23 protein-coding genes and 3 tRNA genes are annotated in these 19,073 nt (G+C 52.6%); 19 read left to right on the forward strand and 7 right to left on the reverse strand.

Features of this window, described 5'->3' with window-relative positions; all coding sequences use genetic code 11:
- Position 1: 1 nt before the first annotated feature.
- From yjjG to O1723_RS18590, 3 genes are read right to left on the reverse strand one after another with little or no spacing between them, the layout of a single operon-like run.
- On the reverse strand, positions 2-679 hold the full coding sequence (gene yjjG, locus O1723_RS18580; RefSeq protein WP_014882448.1) for a pyrimidine 5'-nucleotidase: 678 nt from the start codon (positions 677-679) through the stop codon (positions 2-4).
- 19 nt (positions 680-698) lie between these two features.
- Positions 699-1,142, reverse strand: a complete 444-nt coding sequence (gene rimI, locus O1723_RS18585; RefSeq protein ID WP_014882447.1) for a ribosomal protein S18-alanine N-acetyltransferase — start codon at positions 1,140-1,142, stop codon at positions 699-701.
- Entirely contained in the window at positions 1,111-1,524 is a 414-nt protein-coding gene (locus tag O1723_RS18590; RefSeq protein WP_014882446.1) for a DNA polymerase III subunit psi, read from the reverse strand. Before O1723_RS18590 ends, rimI begins: the two co-directional genes overlap by 32 nt.
- A gap of 102 nt (positions 1,525-1,626) precedes the next feature.
- On the opposite strand from O1723_RS18590, the gene rsmC reads away from it, so the two are divergent.
- The 4 genes from rsmC (at position 1,627) to O1723_RS18610 (ending at position 3,147) form a co-directional block, all read left to right on the forward strand.
- Positions 1,627-2,655, forward strand: a complete 1,029-nt coding sequence (gene rsmC, locus O1723_RS18595; RefSeq protein ID WP_014882445.1) for a 16S rRNA (guanine(1207)-N(2))-methyltransferase RsmC — start codon at positions 1,627-1,629, stop codon at positions 2,653-2,655.
- 172 nt (positions 2,656-2,827) lie between these two features.
- Positions 2,828-2,914: transfer RNA gene (locus O1723_RS18600), tRNA-Leu, on the forward strand.
- 28 nt (positions 2,915-2,942) lie between these two features.
- Positions 2,943-3,028: transfer RNA gene (locus tag O1723_RS18605), tRNA-Leu, on the forward strand.
- A gap of 32 nt (positions 3,029-3,060) precedes the next feature.
- Positions 3,061-3,147 (forward strand) — tRNA-Leu (locus tag O1723_RS18610).
- A gap of 42 nt (positions 3,148-3,189) precedes the next feature.
- On the opposite strand, the gene O1723_RS18615 is transcribed toward O1723_RS18610, so the two are convergent.
- Positions 3,190-3,459 (reverse strand): DUF1435 domain-containing protein, encoded by a 270-nt coding sequence (locus O1723_RS18615; RefSeq protein WP_032637555.1) that lies wholly within the window; start codon positions 3,457-3,459, stop codon positions 3,190-3,192.
- A gap of 216 nt (positions 3,460-3,675) precedes the next feature.
- Here O1723_RS18615 and O1723_RS18620 point away from each other — a divergent pair, with 216 nt between their 5' ends.
- Together O1723_RS18620 and fhuF are read left to right on the forward strand one after the other, a co-directional pair.
- Complete coding sequence (locus O1723_RS18620; RefSeq protein WP_045307548.1) at positions 3,676-4,740, forward strand: GGDEF domain-containing protein; 1,065 nt, start codon at positions 3,676-3,678, stop codon at positions 4,738-4,740.
- A 94-nt stretch (positions 4,741-4,834) separates the two neighbouring features.
- A complete protein-coding gene (gene fhuF / locus O1723_RS18625) occupies positions 4,835-5,623 on the forward strand; it encodes a siderophore-iron reductase FhuF (protein WP_023336732.1) in 789 nt (262 codons plus the stop codon).
- A gap of 97 nt (positions 5,624-5,720) precedes the next feature.
- Here fhuF and O1723_RS18630 read toward each other — a convergent pair whose 3' ends face one another.
- On the reverse strand, positions 5,721-7,067 hold the full coding sequence (locus O1723_RS18630) for a PTS sugar transporter subunit IIC (RefSeq protein ID WP_014882441.1): 1,347 nt from the start codon (positions 7,065-7,067) through the stop codon (positions 5,721-5,723).
- A gap of 328 nt (positions 7,068-7,395) precedes the next feature.
- Between O1723_RS18630 and O1723_RS18635 the strand changes: the two genes are divergently transcribed.
- On the forward strand, positions 7,396-7,854 hold the full coding sequence (locus O1723_RS18635) for a YbaK/EbsC family protein (RefSeq protein WP_014882440.1): 459 nt from the start codon (positions 7,396-7,398) through the stop codon (positions 7,852-7,854).
- A gap of 36 nt (positions 7,855-7,890) precedes the next feature.
- Here the strand turns inward: O1723_RS18635 and bglJ are convergent, their stop codons facing one another.
- Complete coding sequence (gene bglJ, locus O1723_RS18640; protein ID WP_014882439.1) at positions 7,891-8,526, reverse strand: DNA-binding transcriptional activator BglJ; 636 nt, start codon at positions 8,524-8,526, stop codon at positions 7,891-7,893.
- Positions 8,523-9,260, reverse strand: coding sequence for a helix-turn-helix transcriptional regulator (locus O1723_RS18645; RefSeq protein ID WP_248191242.1), 738 nt, complete (start codon positions 9,258-9,260; stop codon positions 8,523-8,525). The genes bglJ and O1723_RS18645 overlap by 4 nt, the downstream gene beginning before the upstream one ends.
- 410 nt (positions 9,261-9,670) lie before the next feature.
- Between O1723_RS18645 and O1723_RS18650 the strand changes: the two genes are divergently transcribed.
- The 12 genes from O1723_RS18650 to O1723_RS18705 all read left to right on the forward strand — a co-directional run bounded on the left by O1723_RS18650 (position 9,671) and on the right by O1723_RS18705 (position 19,072).
- A complete protein-coding gene (locus O1723_RS18650; protein ID WP_014882437.1) occupies positions 9,671-10,447 on the forward strand; it encodes a threonine/serine exporter family protein in 777 nt (258 codons plus the stop codon).
- The gene (locus O1723_RS18655) at positions 10,438-10,911 is read left to right on the forward strand and encodes a threonine/serine exporter (protein ID WP_014882436.1); all 474 of its coding nucleotides are present in this window, start codon (positions 10,438-10,440) and stop codon (positions 10,909-10,911) included. The genes O1723_RS18650 and O1723_RS18655 overlap by 10 nt, the downstream gene beginning before the upstream one ends.
- Positions 10,912-10,978: 67 nt before the next feature.
- Positions 10,979-11,620: a TetR/AcrR family transcriptional regulator gene (locus O1723_RS18660; protein ID WP_014882435.1), complete on the forward strand. Its 642-nt coding sequence runs from the start codon at positions 10,979-10,981 to the stop codon at positions 11,618-11,620.
- Positions 11,621-11,661: 41 nt separating this feature from the next.
- On the forward strand, positions 11,662-12,114 hold the full coding sequence (locus O1723_RS18665; RefSeq protein WP_014882434.1) for a MarR family winged helix-turn-helix transcriptional regulator: 453 nt from the start codon (positions 11,662-11,664) through the stop codon (positions 12,112-12,114).
- Between the two features lie 84 nt (positions 12,115-12,198).
- Positions 12,199-12,627 carry an organic hydroperoxide resistance protein gene (locus tag O1723_RS18670; protein ID WP_010427173.1) on the forward strand — a complete coding sequence of 143 codons (429 nt, stop codon included), beginning with the start codon at positions 12,199-12,201 and terminating at the stop codon, positions 12,625-12,627.
- 148 nt (positions 12,628-12,775) lie between these two features.
- Complete coding sequence (gene dnaT, locus O1723_RS18675) at positions 12,776-13,321, forward strand: primosomal protein DnaT (RefSeq protein ID WP_014882433.1); 546 nt, start codon at positions 12,776-12,778, stop codon at positions 13,319-13,321.
- On the forward strand, positions 13,318-14,055 hold the full coding sequence (gene dnaC, locus O1723_RS18680; protein WP_014882432.1) for a replicative helicase loader DnaC: 738 nt from the start codon (positions 13,318-13,320) through the stop codon (positions 14,053-14,055). Before dnaT ends, dnaC begins: the two co-directional genes overlap by 4 nt.
- Before the next feature lie 84 nt (positions 14,056-14,139).
- Positions 14,140-14,622 carry a YjjA family protein gene (locus tag O1723_RS18685; RefSeq protein ID WP_014882431.1) on the forward strand — a complete coding sequence of 161 codons (483 nt, stop codon included), beginning with the start codon at positions 14,140-14,142 and terminating at the stop codon, positions 14,620-14,622.
- Positions 14,623-14,892: 270 nt separating this feature from the next.
- Positions 14,893-17,184 carry a phosphatidylglycerol--membrane-oligosaccharide glycerophosphotransferase gene (opgB, locus tag O1723_RS18690; protein ID WP_248191241.1) on the forward strand — a complete coding sequence of 764 codons (2,292 nt, stop codon included), beginning with the start codon at positions 14,893-14,895 and terminating at the stop codon, positions 17,182-17,184.
- A 180-nt stretch (positions 17,185-17,364) separates the two neighbouring features.
- Positions 17,365-18,003 carry an EAL domain-containing protein gene (locus O1723_RS18695; RefSeq protein ID WP_014882429.1) on the forward strand — a complete coding sequence of 213 codons (639 nt, stop codon included), beginning with the start codon at positions 17,365-17,367 and terminating at the stop codon, positions 18,001-18,003.
- The gene (locus O1723_RS18700) at positions 18,000-18,542 is read left to right on the forward strand and encodes a helix-turn-helix transcriptional regulator (protein ID WP_014882428.1); all 543 of its coding nucleotides are present in this window, start codon (positions 18,000-18,002) and stop codon (positions 18,540-18,542) included. Before O1723_RS18695 ends, O1723_RS18700 begins: the two co-directional genes overlap by 4 nt.
- A 32-nt stretch (positions 18,543-18,574) precedes the next feature.
- A complete protein-coding gene (locus O1723_RS18705; protein ID WP_014882427.1) occupies positions 18,575-19,072 on the forward strand; it encodes a Csu type fimbrial protein in 498 nt (165 codons plus the stop codon).
- Position 19,073 lies beyond the last annotated feature (1 nt).

Here is a 19,073-nt window from a genome sequence, read left to right on the forward strand (position 1 = left end):
ATCATTGTTTACACAGGAGTTGCTCCAGTTCGTTCAACGACGTGACGGTCCAGGTCGGCTCAATGCCTTCAGGCTTCACGCGGCCATGCGCATTCAGCCAGACAGTCGACAGACCGGAGTTCATACCCCCCAGAATATCAGACTCTGCGGTATCCCCTACCATCAGCACGCGGTCGCGGTCAGGATTTCCGGCTTGCGCCAGGGCATAATCAAAAATTCGCGGATCCGGCTTCGGCACACCCACCTCTTCGGAGATCACCAGCGCGTCAAAATGATCGCGCAGGCCGGTGCGTTCAAGGCGGATCTGCTGCAGCGCGGTAAAGCCGTTGGTGATGATTCCAAGCTTCGCTTTACCTTTGAGCGAATCCAGCAGGGAAACCGCGCCCGGCAGTGGGGAGCAAATCTCTGCCATCGCATTGAGAAAAGCTTCGTTCAGCGAGCCCGGACTGACGTTTAAGCGTTCCGCCCACGCGTCAAAACGCTGGTGCTGGAGTTGTAACGCGGTGATGGCGCCGTTCTGATAATCCACCCACAGCGGCTTGTTCACCGCCTGATAGTCCTGAAAATCTTCAGCGGTGAAGGTCACGCTATAGTCGAGAAACATCCGCTGTAGGCCGCCGAACGCGTCAAAGGTAAACAGCGTTTCGTCGGCATCAAAGAAAATCCAGTCCCATTTCATCGTTACAACCTTATCTTTGTTATCCAATTGGCAGAGCCATAATAATGGCGTCTTCACGTCCCTCTGCGGTGGGGTAGTAGTTACGGCGGATTGTCGCCTCGTTAAAGCCTAAGCTTTCATAGAGCGCGATGGCGGCGACATTCGACGCGCGCACCTCCAGCCAGAGGGTAAAAACGTCACGAGTTTCGAGCTCACGAATGAGATGCTCAAGCAGTTCTCTTCCCAGTCCCCGGCGCTGAAACGCAGGGTCAACCGCGATGTTAAACAGCGTCGCCTCATCAAGGACGACCTGCGTTATGGCAAACGCCGCCATAGTGCCGTCAACGTCCAGCCGGTAGTTGAGGTACCGATCGCCCTGGTTGCTGGCGAACGTTTTTTCGCTCCACGGAAACGCGTGGGCGCGTGTTTCAATCGCGAACGCGGTGGTCAGGTCAGGCGTCGTGAGGGAAGAAATCGTGTTCATATTCGCAGATTTGTTGCCATAGCGCGCTGCGCGCTTTTGGGTTGGCTTTCAGTTCGTCCAGCGCTGGCGAGCAGATCTGGCTCCCCTGAAGAGAGATGTCGGTCGTCTCTCCGATGCGCCAGCTGTTACACCGACTCTCAGGAGGAAGCATTGCCACCCGTTCCGGCGTCAGCTGTAAAACCTGGTCGGAAGTCAGCTTCAGGCTGCGAAGGACATCACCAATCAGGGGTTCATTCAGGGCAGGCAGTTCTTCCGCCACCATCACCAGCCTGACGTGCGCCGGGATGGAGATAGCGATTTCGCCCTGCAACGCCGTCGGGCGACGCAAGGCCCACTGGGTGATGCCCAGCTGCTGCAACTGCCAGTCTCGTCGGGATGTCATAGCGAAAACTCCTGTCTCTCAGGCGCGCAAATATAGCAAATGTGTCGAAAGTGCGCCATCTACCTACTATAATCCCCGCCTGAGTTTATTGAGGAACAATTCATGTCTGCATTTACCCCGGCAAGTGAAGTCTTGCTGCGTCACAGTGATGATTTCGAAGAAAGCCGTATTCTGTTTGCCGGAGATATGCAGGATGACCTGCCTGCGCGTTTCGACTGTGCTGAAAGCCGTGCCCATACCCAATACTACCACCACTGGCAGGTGCTGAGCCGTCAGATGGGCGAGCGCGCGCGCTTTAGCCTGGTGGCGGAGCAGCGCGATATTGCTGACTGCGATACGCTGATCTACTACTGGCCGAAGAACAAGCCGGAAGCCCAGTTTCAGCTGATGAACCTGCTCTCCCTGCTGCCGGTGGGTTGCGACATTTTCGTTGTCGGTGAGAACCGCAGCGGCGTGCGCAGTGCTGAACAGATGCTGGAAGGCTATGCGCCACTGAATAAAGTCGACAGCGCGCGTCGCTGCGGTCTGTACCATGGTCGTCTGGAAAAACAGACAGAATTCGATGCTAACACTTACTGGGACGAGTATCAGCTTGACGGCCTGACCATCAAAACCCTGCCGGGCGTGTTCAGCCGTGATGCGCTGGATACCGGCAGTAAGCTGCTGCTTTCTACCCTGACACCACACACCAAAGGCAAAGTGCTGGACGTGGGCTGCGGCGCGGGCGTACTTTCAACGGTGCTTGCCAGCCATTCGCCTAAAGTCCGTTTAACCCTGTGTGATGTGAGCGCCCCGGCGGTAGAAGCCAGCCGTGCAACGCTTGCGGCAAACGGCATTGAAGGCGATGTTATTGCCAGCAACGTCTTCTCTGACGTGACCGGCCGCTTTGACATGATCATCTCTAACCCGCCGTTCCACGACGGTATGGAGACCAGCCTCGAAGCGGCGCAAGCGCTGATTCGTGGTGCGACCCGTCACCTCAACAGCGGCGGTGAACTGCGTATCGTCGCGAACGCCTTCCTGGCGTATCCGAAAGTGCTGGATGAAACCTTTGGCTTCCACGAAGTGATCGCCCAGACCGGCCGCTTTAAGGTGTATCGCACCGTGATGACGCGTCAGGCCAAAAAGTAATCTCCCGTTCTGTTTGCCAGATAAGCGCACGCGCTATCTGGCAAACAGGCACCTCGCTCCCGACCATTTTTGCAGCGATCAATAAATCGTGCGCACTTTTCTGTTGACGTAAAGCTGAAAACATCTAGAATGCGCCTCCGTGGTTACGATACTTTTACAGTATCGATGGTATGCGAAGGTGGCGGAATTGGTAGACGCGCTAGCTTCAGGTGTTAGTGTCCTTACGGATGTGGGGGTTCGAGTCCCCCCCCTCGCACCATAAATCACGTTGATATTGCTCGCACTGGGCGAAGGTGGCGGAATTGGTAGACGCGCTAGCTTCAGGTGTTAGTGTCCTTAGGATGTGGGGGTTCGAGTCCCCCCCCTCGCACCAACGAGGCGATATCAAACCAGTAAGATAACTGTGCGAAGGTGGCGGAATTGGTAGACGCGCTAGCTTCAGGTGTTAGTGTCCTTACAGATGTGGGGGTTCGAGTCCCCCCCCTCGCACCAATTATCTTGCATCCCTTCTGTTGTACCTCTTATTTTTCCCTGTTATTTCAAACTCATCAGTATTACCAGAATTCCACCGATCAGTGCCATACCGGATGGCAGTAAAACAAAGTGACGTAGTTGCTTATGCCAGATCATGCATGAAGTCACCAGCAATCCCGACACAAGAATGGTCTTCCAGACATCAATGGAGAGATCGGCGAACATCAAACCGCCAAGCACGACGCCCGGCAGCAGTACCCCCCATGCACTTCCCAGCACCCTGTTCAACATGCATCGCCCTTTCATAACGATAATGATAAACAATATCATATGATAAAGATTATCATTTGTCAGCGCAGACAATCAAAAAAGTTCGACCTTTACCGCTATGTAGAATGACAGGAATAGCCTAAGGTGATAAATTGCTCACCTGTTAACTACACATAAAGTTTTTCTTATAATTACTCTTTGAGTTTTTTGCATATTTTATTGCGAAACAACGCCTATTTATCTGTTTTAATTAAATTTTAATAAAAACGCACGACTATGACATCACAATCCTGGCGGTCTTTGGTTCAACGAAAATATCAATTATCGTTACGTTTATTTTTATTTCTGAATGCAACCTCAGCGGTGTTCTCGGTAACAAATCCGCTCTATTCCGTGCGCGTGTTTTCCGCCCCGCTGATTGCTATTTTTTCCATCAGCACCGGCCTGTTCGTCTGGCACTGGAAAAAGTGTGCGCGAAAGATAAATATTCCTTTTGTTTCAGGGATCTTCGGTATTTTGTGGGCATGGCAAATTGATTCGAAATTTTCGCTAATTACCCATAACCAGGCGACGTATTTGTTAATCGCCCTATTAACGGTGCTTTTTATCGGAACGCTGGCATTCGCCAGTAATATCAAAGCATTTACTCTGCATTCACTCCCCGCGTTTATTGTCTGTCTGTGGTTAAGCGAACCAGAGATGTGGCTGAGAATGACCTATTCTTTCGCACTTCCTGTGGTGGCCATCGCTATTCATAACATTTTGCAAAGACGCAACGATCGCTTTGCGCAGGAACTGCTTTCCCGGCTGCTGGAAGAACGGGAGACCCTTACCGATCTCAGTATGATGGATCCGCTTACCGGCCTCTATAATCGGCGCGGCCTGCAGAGCCGCCTGGAGAACCTGCCAGCGGTGGAAAACGGTGAACACTTTGTTCTGCTGATGGATATCGACCACTTCAAAGCCTATAACGACCACTACGGCCATATGATGGGTGACCAGGCTCTGAAACGTGTTTCTGCAGCAATCCGCGACGCCGTGCGTTCGCGTGACATTGTGGCGCGTTTCGGCGGGGAAGAGTTTATGGTGCTGCTGACGAATATTTCACTTGAACACGCCCGTCATACGTCAGAGCGGATCCGGCAGAAAGTCTACGATTTGAAAATCCCGCATCTCTTCAACGAAAGCGTCGCCACCAATGTCACCATCAGCATCGGTATTGCCATTTTTGAAAATGAAGATGTCGAAGGCGCGCTGGAGAGAGCAGACAGAGCGCTCTATGAAGCAAAGCATCTGGGACGTAACAACATTCTTCTGAGCGAAGAGCTGCAAACCGCGTAGACGGGTCGGCGTTGAATCAGGACAAAAGTCTTGCCATTGGTATAAGCAATAGTTAGGATTGGCAATCATTATCATTTAGATTCCTATCTCAACTATGGCTACGCATACCGCACACATTGTTGAACCCCTTCTCTGGCGAGCGCCCCTCACCAACGGGAATGCGTCGCTTGCGGATGCCATACGGGATAAGATTGCGGAAACACGCGCTCACCTGCTGGACTTTATCCGGCTTGATGAAGCGCCCCCGCACCACGCCATGACCCTCGCGGAGTGGCGACAACCCTCTACGCTGCAGTCGCTGCTTGCCACCTATTCCGACCATATCTATCGCAATCAGCCAGCCCTGACGCGAGAAAATAAGCCTTTGCTTTCCCTGTGGGCACAATGGTATATCGGGCTGATGGTGCCTCCGCTCATGCTGGCGGTATTAACCCAGAAAAGTATGCTGGCGCTCTCCCCGGAACATTTCCATGTCGAGTTCCACGAAACCGGTCGAGCGGCCTGTTTCTGGATCGATCTGCACGAAGACCTGAACGCGGCGCCACTCTCTGCCCAGGAACGTCTGGAGCAACTTGTCATTCAGGCCTTGATTCCGGTGGTGGATGCGCTTGAAGCGACGGGGGAGATCAACGGAAAGCTTATCTGGAGTAATACCGGATATTTAATCCACTGGTATTTAACGGAAATGAAACCGCTGCTTGGTGATGAGAACGTTGATGCACTGCGTCAGTCCTGTTTCTTTGCAAAACAGCTTTCAGACGGCCGCGATAACCCGCTCTTTCGTACCGTTGTACTCCGTGACGGACTCCTGGTGCGCCGCACCTGCTGCCAGCGCTATCGCCTGCCGGACGTTAAGCAGTGCGGGGATTGTACGCTGAAGTAATTGGGTGCGGCCTGATGCCCTCACCCTGCCCCTCTCCCACGGGGAGAGGGAACAAACACTAAAAACGGCAACCTGAAAGTTGCCGTTTTGCTTTTACCTAGGCCACCTGCTGATTATCCTCTTCCGCATTACGCTGCGCTTCTTCAGCTTCCTGCTCCAGCAGTTGTTTCTCGTAAACTTTAAAGAACGGGTAGTAGATGATGGCCGATACGCAGGCCAGAACGACAACCAGAATAGCTGCACGGAAATCCCAGCCCAGGGCCCATGCTGCGCCTATCGGCGCCGGTGCTGTCCAGGGTACGACGGAAATGACGCGGCCAATCAAATCAAAGGTCATCGCGGCCCAGGCCAGGACGGCGTTAACCATGGGGGCCAGCAGGAACGGTATAAAGAACACCGGATTCATCACAATCGGCGTGCCGAAGATAACGGGTTCGTTGATGTTAAAGAAGCTGGGCACCACGCTCAAACGCCCGATAGAACGTAAATGCGCCGAGCGGCTACGCAGATAGCAAATCACCAGCCCCATCGTCGCGCCCGACCCACCGATCACGATGAAGAACGTCCAGAAGGCTTCCATAAAAATATGTGGCAAAGGCTGACCGGCGGCCAGTGCGGTCTGGTTGGCCCCAAGGTTTGTCAGCCAGAACATCTGCAGCATCCCGGAGACAATGGCCGCGCCGTGGATCCCGGCGAACCACAGCAAATGCCCAATCAGTACCGCCAGCAGAATCGCAGGCAGTGAGTCTGCCGCGGAAACCAGGGGTTTAAAGATCGACATAATCGCCTGCGGGATCAGCATGTCAAACTGAGACTGAATCACCAGGCTCAGCGGATAGAGCGTTAACACCACCACCAGCACCGGGATCAGCAGGTCAAAGGAGTTTTTGATCATCGGCGGTACCTGGTCTGGCAGGCGAATACCGATGTTATGCGCCTTGAGGAAACGCATCATCTCAACGCAGTAAATCGCGACCAGAATGGCGGTGAAAATACCGGTTCCACCGAGGCTATCGACAGGAAGTGTGCCTTTGGTTTTCGGTGCCGCGACCAGCAAAAATGCCATGAGCGACAGCATGGCACACATAAACGGATCGAGCTGGTGCGTTTTGACATAGTGTTTGCCCAGGTTATAGGCAATGGCCGCGCAAATATAAATGGACATAATCCCCATCGTCATATCAAACGGCGTGAGGATCTGGCCTTCAAATTGTTTCGCCATATCCAGCCAGGCGCGTGCGAAACCCCAGGTGGTATCAGGCGAAAACGGCGGGTAAGCGAACACTAATAAAAATGAACCCACAATCATAAACGGCATCGCGGAGATGAAGCCATCACGGATAGCCATCACATGACGTTGAGAAGAGATGCGCCCGGCAATCGGGCTAACGTAATTTTCAACGAAACGGAATATCAGATTAAACGCAGCATGGTTGGCAGACATGGCAGCTCTCCTGTCAGACGTTTATAACGGACGCGCTCGCGCCGCACGTTGTTCCATAACTCAGCTTCACAACCTTGCTGGCTTGTGTACCCGCGGTACTGCTCAGACGAAATGGTTTCATAATTGGCTCTTATTATTGGATATAGGGGACGTTACATACTCAGTATTAATCTACGCATCACGCTCTGCAACCGGTTACTGTAACCGGTTTCTGTGATTGTGAAGGGGATCCAGAAATCAGCCATCCGGGATATTTGTTACTTAAGAGATATTTACAGAGCATAAATTCTTATGACAGATTACGCAGGTTATTTGTCAGGAGGAAATAATGAGTTTGCAGTCCGTACAGCAGTTTTTTGCCGACAACGCGCCGGAGATAGAAGTTATAGAACTTAGCCAGAGTACGGCTACCGTTGCGCTGGCTGCTGCCGCCCATCGTGTGGAACCGGGACAAATCGCCAAAACCTTATCTTTGAAGATTAAAAATGAGGTGATACTGGTCGTTGCGAAGGGTGATGCGCGTCTGGATAACAAAAAACTGAAAGACACCTTTGGCGCAAAAGCGCGCATGCTCAGCAGTGATGAAGTGGTCACCGTGACGGGCCATCCCGTTGGCGGCGTCTGCCCGTTCGGGCTGGAAAACCCGCTCGCGGTTTACTGTGATATCTCTCTAAAACAGTACGCGGAAGTGCTTCCTGCCGCTGGCGCAATCCATAGTGCTGTGCGTATTTCTCCGGACAGAATGGCAGAGCTGACATCCGCAAAGTGGGTCGATGTGTGCATCTGATTGATGCGCCAGAAGATCTCTGGCGCAAAAGGCAGGTTACAAAAATGTCGGTTTGTTTAACCCCACACTACGCGTTTCTCTTACCGGCAAATGCGTAAGAATATCCGCGGCATCGAGCAACCCAACGTCAGAATTCACCCCCAGCTTCACCATCGCATTAAACTTATGTGCGCGGATAGTCTTGATATTGCGCTTAAGCTGCGCCGCGATTTCTGGGATGGAATAGCCGCACGACATATAACGCAATATTGCCCTCTCCGTCGGGCTTAACATCCGGTTCTGGCTGCAGTACCAGTGATTAAGCATATTGTCGTTTATGCGCAGCGTTTCGCTCAACAGCACCATGAATTCTTTCCGCAGGTGTTCAAGCGTCACTGATTTACTGACCACACCGTGAAGACGAGAAGGGGAAAGATGGCTAATCAGCCGCGCCTCCATCTCATCAGATACCAGTATAATGCGCTGAATATGGCTATGCGTAAACGCGAGATCCCTCAGGTGCGCCAGGCAGTTACGACGCGCTTCTCGCGCATCGGAAAGGGAATAGATCAGCGAGAAAAAATTAACGTGATAAAGCGCCTTCTTAAAGCCATCGAAATCATTGAACAGGTGCAGCTGATATTGACTGAGTTCGGACTGCGCAAAAAGATGCTGCAGCCCAATGGCACTCATCGTGCAATTTTCGATGATGGCGATATGTCGTGTTGAATCGGTTTTTTCCATTCCTCGAACTCTCCATAGGCTGACATGAGATTCAGCTCTCTCATTCCCTGTGTACTGTTGATCCAGGCGTACATATCGGCATTACTCCGTAATGACAGCCTTCGCATCGCACTGTTTTTCTGCGCACTGATCGTTTTATTGCTCTTCTTAAGCAACGTAGCGATTTGGTTAATCCCCCACCCTTTACCTAACAGACGAAGTACCTTGCGCTCAGAATTTGTAAGCGCAATGACGTGTTCGTCTTCCTCTTCGCCTTCCTGAGATTCGGGAGTTAATAACGTCTGGCTAATCCGCTCTGCGCGTTCACTTCCTGCCCGGATAGCGTTCACGACACCTTCGATAGGTTCCATATCAGAAAGCAACGTGGTTTCCGGGCGCATAAGCAGCTCAACGGCAATAGGATAAAATGGCCGGGAAACCAAAAAGATCCAGTGGATATCCCTGTACTGATTCAATAAGCGGTAATACTCTTCGAGCGCACCCCGCGGGTTCCTGTATTCGCCTGAAACATCGGCAATAATCACATCTGCGCGGCGTAACTGAAGCAGGCTCAACTCCTGCAGTGAGCGGCAATAGGTCAATTCAAAATCGGGAAAATGACGTGTCACCACATCCCCTAACCCATTTTGCATTACGGGTATCCGGCTAATGACAACGCCATGCTTACCGTGCAATGACAACATAGACCCTCCGTGTCCATTTTCATTTGATAAGTAACGTTAAAACGCATCAAGTTATACGTATTTTCGTCCCTGAGTGTAAAACTGATTAATACAAGCAGAAGATGAGAAATGTTTTAAGTTTAAGAAATGCCTAAAACTTCACTAATATCTCACAAAGCGACAATAAATTTAATTCGACAATCATTAAAATATCGACAATATAAAATTAGAATAACTAAATACAAATATTCTATATTTCCAAACCAATAATTCACCGAATTGATAAATTGATCCCAACGTCTTTCGTCAGCCAGGCTGCAACTGTTTGCATAAACCTTGATCTGACCCACAGCAACTGCCACTGCATTTTGTGCTAAAAGTAGGCACTGCGGGCCACGCGGCTACTCTTCATCTTCTCTTCAGGACACGACATGCAGGCAGAACGGTCAACGCAGCGTGCTATCACGCGGCTCTGTATTCAGTGCGGTCTTTTTCTGCTCCAGCACGGCGCGGAAAGCGCGCTGGTTGAGGAACTTTCAACCCGGCTGGGGCTGGCGCTGGGGATGGACAGCGTGGAAAGCGCCATCTCTTCCAACGCCATTGTGCTGACCACGATCAAGGACGGTCAGTGCCTGACCTCCACCCGTAAAAACCAGGACCGTGGCATTAACATGCACGTTGTGACCGAAGTGCAGCATATCGTCATCCTTGCGGAGCATAAGCTTCTCGATCTCAAAGAGATTGAAAAACGGTTCAACCAAATCAAACCGTTACGTTATCCGCGCTGGCTTGTCGTGCTGATGGTCGGGCTCTCATGCGCCTGTTTCTGTAAGCTCAATAAAGGCGGCTGGGATGGCGCACTGGTCACCTTTTTCGCCAGTAGTATCGCCATGTATGTACGCCAGTTGCTGACCCATCGGCAGTTGCACCCGCAAATTAACTTCTGCATTACCGCGTTTGTCGCCACTACCGTTTCAGGCCTGCTGCTGCGCCTGCCGCAGCTCGCCAACACCCCGACGATTGCCATGGCGGCCAGCGTGCTTTTGCTGGTGCCGGGCTTTCCGTTAATCAACGCCGTCGCCGATATGTTTAAAGGGCATATTAATACCGGTCTGGCACGCTGGGCCATCGCCAGCCTGCTGACGCTGGCAACCTGTATCGGCGTGGTCATGGCTATGACTCTCTGGGGGTTACGCGGATGGGCGTGATAGATTTTCTGCTGGCACTGGCACAGGATATGATCCTGGCCGCCATTCCTGCCGTCGGCTTTGCGATGGTCTTTAACGTTCCGCAACGTGCTCTGCCGTGGTGTGCGCTGTTGGGGGCGATTGGTCACGGCTCGCGAATGGCCATGATGGCGGCGGGTTTTAATATCGAATGGTCGACATTTATGGCCTCTATGCTGGTCGGTAGCATCGGCATTCAATGGTCGCGCTGGTATCTGGCGCATCCTAAAGTCTTCACCGTCGCCGCCGTGATCCCAATGTTCCCGGGCATATCGGCGTATACGGCAATGATTTCGGCGGTGAAAATCAGCCATTTTGGCTACACCGAGCCGCAGATGATCCTTCTTCTGAGCAACTTTCTTAAAGCGTCGTCCATTGTCGGTGCGCTCTCTATCGGGCTGTCGATCCCCGGATTGTGGCTGTACCGCAAACGCCCGCGCGTTTGATATTTGTGTTATTTCGCTGCCGTGGAGATAATCTTTCTGGTCCGTTTGGTGAAAATAAGGAAAGGATGTGGCTAACCCTGGCAGCGAACACCCCGAGCACAACGAAGAGTCCAGCCTGAAAGAGAAAATTTTTCAGAGCGCTATTGCGCTGTTTGCCGAATACGGACTGAACGGCGCCCGCATGGAGCAGATCGCGGAGAAAGCGGGCACCACCAAACGCATGGTGGTTTACCATTTTAAGAATAAAGAAAATCTTTATCTGCTGGTGCTGGAACATGTTTACACCGAAATTCGCGCCAGCGAAAAAGCGCTTAGCCTGGCGGATATGCCCCCCGTCGAAGCGCTGGTCCACCTGGTTGAAACCACCTTTGACTATCATGCTGACCATCCGGATTACATCCGTATCATCTGCATGGAAAACATGCAGCGTGGCCGCTTTATGCAGCAGTCGAATTATCTGCGCCAGGTTAACCGCAGCGCGCTCGACCTGCTGGAAGAAATCCTGCGTCGCGGCAAAGAGAAACTGCTGTTCAGCCAGACGGTTGAGGCCCGCGATCTCCACCGCCTGATAAGCAGCTTCAGCTTTCATTACGTTGCCAACAGCTACACCTTCACCCTGCTGTTTGAAGAGGGTGCCGACGAGCGGGCTCAGCGCCAGCACTACCGTAAAATGGCCGTTCAGGTGGCGCTGCGATATACCTGCCCATAAAATTGCTTGCAATTAAATCGCACACTATCTATATTCATCTCATGAACGCGAAAACGAACGACACGACCGCTGCGCTCCTGCTGGATAACCAGCTCTGCTTTGCCCTCTATTCGGCAAATCTGGCGCTTAACAAGCTGTACCGGCAGTTGCTGGCACCGCTAAACCTGACTTACCCGCAATATCTGGTGATGCTGGTGCTGTGGGAGCAGGATGACGTGACGGTATCAGACATCGGTGAACGGCTGTTCCTTGATTCCGCAACGCTGACGCCGCTGCTGAAGCGTCTGGAAAGCGCCGGGCTCATCAACCGTCACCGCTCGCGTAAAGACGAACGCCAGGTCGCTGTCACCCTGACTGATGCAGGACGCCACCTACAGCAGCAGGCCGCAGGGATCCCTCATGCGGTGGGATGCGCGGCACAGTGTGATACCGAGACCATGCTGTCACTCAAGCAGCAGCTGGAAGTTTTGCGACAACAGATTCAACGCGCGTGACGCTATACTTTACGCGTATTTCTTTACCCATTTATATCGCACGCTATTTAATAGCACACATAAAAGTAAGATGAGGAACCTGCCATGTCTTTAGAAAAAGTTGTTTATACCGCCAAGGCAAAAGCCACCGGGGGCCGTGACGGCCGCGCGACCTCTTCCGATGGCGTTCTGGATGTCAAACTGGGCGTGCCAAAAGAGATGGGCGGCATGGGGGGTGAAGTGACTAACCCTGAGCAGCTGTTTGCTGCTGGCTACTCCGCCTGCTTCCTGGGCGCAATGAAGTTTGTCGCGGCTCGCGACAAATTTGCCCTGCCTAAAGAAGCCTTTATTGAAGGCGAAGTGGGTATTGGTCCGTTGCCAACCGGTTTTGGTATCGAAGCAAAACTGAACATCCACGTTGAAGGGATGGATCCGGCGGAAGCCAAAAAACTGGTCGATGCGGCGCACATTGTTTGCCCTTACTCTAACGCGACCCGCGGCAACATCGATGTGACCCTGAATATCATCGCGTGATAAATGCCTGATGGCGCTGTGCTTATCAGGTCTATGACTGTAGCCCCGGTACGCGCAGCGCCACCGGGGAAATCCCCTCCTTCCCTTCCCCCTCTCTGTGCTACCATAAGCCCTTATCACGCCCGTCGTTATCAGTAGAGTAAGCGTTATGTCCTCCAGAATTCTGACCACCAGCATTGCTGGCATTGATGCCTTTATGCGCGACCCACGCGGTGTGTTGACTCACGCCGAAGGCGGCACGGTTGCGGTTTTTGCCGACAACGCGCCGGCGTTTTACGCAATCACGCCGGAACGTCTGGCACAGCTTCTGGAGACTGAAGCGCAATTATCCCGCCCGGCGAGCGATGTCACGCTGGATAACCAGTTGTTTGATGAACCGGTTAACGCCCCGGTGACCGTTCCGATGGGCAAATTTGCCCTTTATGCGGGCTGGCAGCCCGACGCCGATTTTCAACGGCAGGCCGCGCTGTGGGGCATTGCGTTAACCCAACCGGCCACCGCGGAAGAGCTCGCCGCCTTTACGGCCTGGTGGCAGGCAGAGGGTAAAGTTTTCACCCATATTCAGTGGCAGCAAAAGCTCGCGCGTCATCTGCAGATTACCCGCGCCAGCAATAACGGCCAGACAAAACGCGATATCAACGCGTTTTCAGAACCGGATAAACAGATCCCCAGTGGATTCCGAGGTGCGAAATGAAGAACGTCGGTGACCTGATGAAACGTCTGCAAAAAATGATGCCAGCCAACGTGAAGCCCGCTTTCACGACGGGGGAAGAACTGCTGGCGTGGCAAAAAGAGCAAGGAAAAATCCGTGCCGCCGCGCTCGCCCGCGAAAACCGGGCGATGAAAATGCAGCGCACGTTTAACCGCTCCGGTATTCGCCCTCTGCATCAGAACTGCTCGTTTGATAACTATAAAGTTGAAACCAGCGGGCAAATGAACGCGCTCGCCGCCGCACGTCAGTACGTGGATGAATTTGACGGTAATATCGCCAGCTTCATTTTTAGCGGTAAACCGGGCACCGGGAAGAACCATCTTGCCGCGGCCATCTGTAACGAACTGCTTCTGCGCGGTAAATCGGTGCTCATTATCACCGTGGCCGATATCATGTCCGCCATGAAAGACACCTTTAGCAACCGCGAAACCAGCGAAGAACAGCTGCTTAACGATCTGAGTAATGTCGATTTACTGGTCATCGACGAGATTGGCGTTCAGACGGAATCCCGTTATGAAAAGGTCATCATCAATCAGATTGTCGATCGCCGTTCTTCCTCCAAACGCCCCACCGGCATGCTCACAAACCACAACATCGACGAGATGACCCGCTTACTGGGCGAACGCGTCATGGACCGTATGAAGCTGGGTAACAGTCTGTATGTCATCTTCGACTGGGACAGTTACCGCAGCCGCGTTACCGGCAAAGAGTATTAAGACAGTTCCAGGAATCGCCAGCGGGACACAGGTATATACTGGAACCCCTTCCGGCCCAAAACGGACCTTTTTGAGAAAGCCATTATGAAAAAACAGATCCTTATCAGCACCTTTTTAGGCGCGCTGCTGGTTACCGGCGCAGCGCAAGCGGCGTCCTGGCAGGAGTCCCTCTCAAGCGCAGCAAACGAGCTGACCAAAGAGAGCAGCAGCACTCAGGGTGGGCTCTCCGCCTCTTCCCTCACCAGCCTGCTAAGCAACAGCTCCCAAAGCCTGAGCGCGGGCACGATGAACAACGCGGCGGGGATTCTGGAATATTGCGCGAAGCAAAAACTGGCCTCGGTGACCGACGCGCAAAACGTGAAAAACCAGGTGCTGGGTAAACTGGGTCTCGATACTCAGGAGCAAAAAGCGGATACCAGCTATATGGATGGCATTCAGGGTCTGCTTAACGCACAAAACGGTCAGCAACTTAACCTGAGCACCCTTGGCAACTCTTCTCTGGCGAAACAGGTGAAAACCAAAGCCTGCGATCTGGTGTTGAAACAAGGCGTTAATTTCATCTCCTGATTTCCCCCATTTTCTGCCACAACACGCCGCGTTTAATGCGATAGTCTTGCATCGCGGCGTGAAACGAGCGTTTTTCCAACCTGCCACCGTCTCAGCGTCCGTTTGTCAGGATGCGACCTTCTTCATAAAAACGATTTTCTAAACCAAATCCTAACAACAGCACACTTTCGTGACACTAAAATTGCAGCTAAACGACATCGCCATTACATTGTATAACCCAAAAAATAAACAGTTAGCCAGCGAAGCACCTGGCGTCATGAGGATATGCTGTTGTCAGAATTCATGTCTCTTGTCCTTTTTCTGGCTTCTGTGGGCGTTTATGCCTGGAAAGCCGGCCGTAACACCTGGTGGTTTATCGCCACACTGGTCGTACTCGGCTTTTTTATTATTTTAAACATTACCTTATACGCCAGCGATTACTTCACCGGTGACGGGATCAACGATGCGGTACTTTATACCCTGACGAACAGCCTGACGGGCGCGGGAGTGGGCAAGTACATTCTTCCGGGGCTGGGCCTGGTTGTGGCGCTGGTAACCATATTTGGCGCACTCGCCTGGGTGCTGCGCCGCCGGCGCCATCTTCCTCATCATCATGGTTACAGCCTGCTGGCGCTTTTCCTGGCGTTAGCCTCCGTCGACGCCAGCCCGGCGTTTCATCAGATCACCGAACTGGTGAAATCTCAGTCGCGTGACGGCGATCCAGACTTTGTGGCGTACTACAAAGAGCCATCGAAAACGATCGCCAACCCGAAACTCAACCTGGTCTATATCTACGGTGAAAGCCTGGAGCGCACCTACTTCGACAACACTGAGTTCCCGAACCTGACCCCGGACCTGGGGGCGCTGAAAGATGAAGGTCTCGATTTCAGCCACACCATGCAGTTACCCGGCACGGATTACACTATCGCCGGGATGGTGGCTTCCCAGTGCGGTATCCCGCTGTTCGCACCTTTTGAAGGTAACGCTTCAGCCTCGATGTCGACGTTCTTCCCGCAGAATATTTGCCTGGGCGATATACTGAAAAATTCCGGTTACGAAAACTACTTCGTGCAGGGTGCAAACCTGCGCTTTGCCGGAAAAGATGTGTTCCTGAAATCCCACGGTTTTGATCACCTGTACGGCTCAGAAGAGTTAAAGACGACGGTTGCCGACCCGACCTACCGCAACGACTGGGGTTTCTATGACGATACGGTACTGGACGAAACCTGGAAGAAATTCGAGGCGCTTTCCCGCGCCGGGAAGCGTTTTTCCCTCTTCGCGCTGACGGTAGATACGCACCATCCGGATGGTTTCGTCTCGCGCACCTGTAAACGCAAACGCTATGACGTGGACGGCAAAAGCAACGCCTCCTTCAGCGCCGTGACCTGTAGCCAGGAGCATATCGCCGCGCTGGTCGAGAAAATCAAAGCCTCGCCGTATTTTAAAAACACCGTCATCGTCGTCTCGTCTGACCATCTGGCGATGAAAAACAGCGCCTGGGATCAGCTCAACAAGCAGGATCGCAGCAACCTGTTCTTCGTTCTGCGCGGCGACCAGCCGCAACAAGAGGTGATCGCCACCAAACGCAACTCCATGGATAACGGCGCAACCGTGCTGGACATTCTGGGCGGCGACAACTTTATTGGCCTGGGTCGCAGCACGCTGTCCGGGCAATCCCTGTCGGAAGTGTTCCTCAACATGAAGGAGAAAATCCTCGCCTGGAAGCCCGACATCATCCGGCTGTGGAACTTCCCGAAAGAGATGAAAGACTTCACCATCGATCGGGAGAAAAACACGATTGCCTTCTCTGGCAGTAACTTCCGTCTGCCGCTGCTGGTACGGGTGTCGGACAGTCGCGTTGAACCGCTACCGGAAAGTGAATATTCCGCACCGCTGCGTTTCCAGCTGGCCGATTTCGCCCCACGCGATAACTTTGTCTGGATCGACAGGTGTTACAAAATGGGTCAGCTCTGGTCACAGCCGCTGGCGCTGTCGACCGACTGGTGCGTCTCTCAGGGGCAGCTTGGCGGGGAGCAAACCGTGCAGCATGTGGACAAAGCCCAGTGGAAAGGCAAAACCGCCTTTAAAGATACGGTGATTGATACCACACGCTATCAGCACAACATCGACATGCTGAAAATCGTCGACAACGACATTCGCTATAAAGCAGACAGCTTCATCTTCAACGTGGCCGGCGCGCCTGAAGAAGTGAAGCAGTTTAGCGGCATCTCTCGTCCGGAGTCGTGGGGACGCTGGTCAAACGCGCAGTTGGGTAACGAAGTGAAAATTGAGTACACCCATCCCCTGCCGGAGCAATTTGACCTGGTGATCACAGCCAGAGCGTATGGACCTAACGCGAATAAGCCAGTGCCGGTGCGCGTGGGCGATGAGGAGCAGACGCTGACGCTTGGGAATGATGTCAGCACGCACACTCTGCATTTTGCCAACCCATCGCGCAGCAATACCCTGGTGATTGTGCCGCCAGACCCGCAGTCCACCAATGAAGGAAATATTCTTGGCCACTCACCGCGCGAGCTCGGGATTGGCATGGTCGAAATCAAAATTGTCAGCAGACAAGGTTAATGCCTGAGCACCCGGCGTCCCTGCCGGGTGCTTATAAAAATAAATAAACCTATAAATTGATTATAAATCAGATAAAAACACCATATATAAGTCATTTTTATTTATAAATATCCCGCAAAAACACCATTCTATAAAATGTGTAGCTCCTAAAGTAACGACGGAGAGTGACACACTTTTATCATGCTAACCGGCTATAAGTTCGAATCCATCCGGGCACTGCGCAGTGAACATGTGATTGCCTGGGAGGTATTGTCCACGGCAAAACCCCACGTCAATCTCGAAGACTATTTTGACGCCATGCCTTCGACGCAGCGTAAACAACTTTTCTTTGCGCAGCTTCGCCATGCCATGTTTTGCGAAGAGGGCGACAAATATTATCTCAACGCGACATCGGATTTGCTGCTGGAAACGGACTTCCTCGACAGGCTAAAAGAAGCAACACCCTGTCCGGAGAGGCTTGCTATCGAAGTGACCGATCTCCATACGATGGTACAACTCGATGATACGCAAAGCCGGGCCCTGCGGAACTGCATTGCGAAACTTCATCTTTGGGGAATTGAAGTGTGGGCTGATGATGTCTGTGAAGCCATTCTTCCCGAACTGCTTGCCAGCCAGATCCGCTTCTGTGGCGTCAAAATTGACAAACATACTTTCTGGAGCGGGCGCACAGAGCAGGCGAAGTTTCTGCATCTCACCCGTCAATGTAAGCGTGTCGCCAGTAAAGTCCTTATTGAAGGCATCGAAACGGCGGGCGATTTCGCACTGGCCCGGGCGAGCGCGGCCGATTACGGCCAGGGTTATCTGTGGGGTCTAAAATGACGCCTTTCATCGCAAATGCCGGCTATCAGGTTATCGTTCTGAGCAGCAACGCTTTTTTATGGCTTGGCCTGAATTCGATCCTGTCGACAGCCGTATCACCCCGTCCTGAGGTGTACTGGATTAACAACGTTAATCCACAAGGGCTTATGCGTCTGCAGACACTGCTGCTCAATACGCACGTCGGGGGAAACTGGCTGTTATTGACGGACGCGGCCCGGGTCAACGACATTAACGCCTGGCTACACAACGCGCGGGTCAGAGTGGTTGCGGACAATGTGTCTCTCGCGCAGCTAGGCCACTGTTTTAGCGACACAAGCTTCTCTTTCGAGAATACCGCCACGCTCACCTGTCAGGAGATGCGGGTTTGCATGCTGTTCCATAAAGGATTCAGCCCGATACGTATTGCGCAAATCCTTAATAAGTCACCTAAAACGATCTACACCCACAAACGTAACGCGATGAACAAATTTTGCTGCCAGAACCTGGCGGAATTCCATCAAAAACTCTGCCTGCTGGACGCGCTCCCCTCTTCTTTGTAATTGCACTGTTATTCACGTCAGGAAATACGATCATGAGAATTATCCCTGTTGTTGTATGTTGTTCCGTTCTCCTGCTTCCTGCTGCTGCAATCGCCGCAGACAGCACCACAAGCGCGACGATGCACGTTTCACTTGAGGTGGTGAAGTCCTGCACGCTCAAAGCCAACGACCTCAATTTCTCGCGCCACGGCTCGGACGAATCAAGCGAAATTCAGGCCAAAACGCAGGTCGATATCGTCTGTACCAACGGGACGCCGTTCACGCTCTCTGCTACCAGCAACGATAGCAGTGACAACGGCACCTTCTGGCTGAAGCCAGAAAACGGTGAAACGGGCGCACAGAAGATTGCCTGGAAACTTTTTGCCGATGAGGGCAAACAGACGCAAATTACCAGCACCGATGGACTCACCGACACCGGCAACGGCATGGAACAGCAAGAGACGCTGTATGGCGTGATTGACGCAGGTGCCCTGACGACCGCGCAGGCTGGCGCCTATAGCGATGATGTCACGTTGAATCTGGTGTATTGAT

This window comes from Enterobacter cloacae complex sp. HYC080_NIDB (genome assembly GCF_056673325.1).

Coding starts and splice junctions, on each gene's coding strand:
- O1723_RS18590 (WP_014882446.1), bottom strand. CDS start 1,524: ATGACATCCCGACGAGACTGGCAGTTGCAGCAGCTGGGCATCACCCAG.
- O1723_RS18620 (WP_045307548.1), top strand. CDS start 3,676: ATGACATCACAATCCTGGCGGTCTTTGGTTCAACGAAAATATCAATTA.
- fhuF (WP_023336732.1), top strand. CDS start 4,835: ATGGCTACGCATACCGCACACATTGTTGAACCCCTTCTCTGGCGAGCG.
- O1723_RS18705 (WP_014882427.1), top strand. CDS start 18,575: ATGAGAATTATCCCTGTTGTTGTATGTTGTTCCGTTCTCCTGCTTCCT.
- O1723_RS18630 (WP_014882441.1), bottom strand. CDS start 7,067: ATGTCTGCCAACCATGCTGCGTTTAATCTGATATTCCGTTTCGTTGAA.
- O1723_RS18670 (WP_010427173.1), top strand. CDS start 12,199: ATGTCTTTAGAAAAAGTTGTTTATACCGCCAAGGCAAAAGCCACCGGG.
- O1723_RS18650 (WP_014882437.1), top strand. CDS start 9,671: ATGCAGGCAGAACGGTCAACGCAGCGTGCTATCACGCGGCTCTGTATT.
- O1723_RS18695 (WP_014882429.1), top strand. CDS start 17,365: ATGCTAACCGGCTATAAGTTCGAATCCATCCGGGCACTGCGCAGTGAA.
- dnaC (WP_014882432.1), top strand. CDS start 13,318: ATGAAGAACGTCGGTGACCTGATGAAACGTCTGCAAAAAATGATGCCA.
- yjjG (WP_014882448.1), bottom strand. CDS start 679: ATGAAATGGGACTGGATTTTCTTTGATGCCGACGAAACGCTGTTTACC.
- O1723_RS18645 (WP_248191242.1), bottom strand. CDS start 9,260: ATGTTGTCATTGCACGGTAAGCATGGCGTTGTCATTAGCCGGATACCC.
- O1723_RS18615 (WP_032637555.1), bottom strand. CDS start 3,459: ATGATATTGTTTATCATTATCGTTATGAAAGGGCGATGCATGTTGAAC.
- dnaT (WP_014882433.1), top strand. CDS start 12,776: ATGTCCTCCAGAATTCTGACCACCAGCATTGCTGGCATTGATGCCTTT.
- O1723_RS18655 (WP_014882436.1), top strand. CDS start 10,438: ATGGGCGTGATAGATTTTCTGCTGGCACTGGCACAGGATATGATCCTG.
- O1723_RS18635 (WP_014882440.1), top strand. CDS start 7,396: ATGAGTTTGCAGTCCGTACAGCAGTTTTTTGCCGACAACGCGCCGGAG.
- rimI (WP_014882447.1), bottom strand. CDS start 1,142: ATGAACACGATTTCTTCCCTCACGACGCCTGACCTGACCACCGCGTTC.
- O1723_RS18665 (WP_014882434.1), top strand. CDS start 11,662: ATGAACGCGAAAACGAACGACACGACCGCTGCGCTCCTGCTGGATAAC.
- bglJ (WP_014882439.1), bottom strand. CDS start 8,526: ATGAGTGCCATTGGGCTGCAGCATCTTTTTGCGCAGTCCGAACTCAGT.
- rsmC (WP_014882445.1), top strand. CDS start 1,627: ATGTCTGCATTTACCCCGGCAAGTGAAGTCTTGCTGCGTCACAGTGAT.
- O1723_RS18685 (WP_014882431.1), top strand. CDS start 14,140: ATGAAAAAACAGATCCTTATCAGCACCTTTTTAGGCGCGCTGCTGGTT.
- O1723_RS18700 (WP_014882428.1), top strand. CDS start 18,000: ATGACGCCTTTCATCGCAAATGCCGGCTATCAGGTTATCGTTCTGAGC.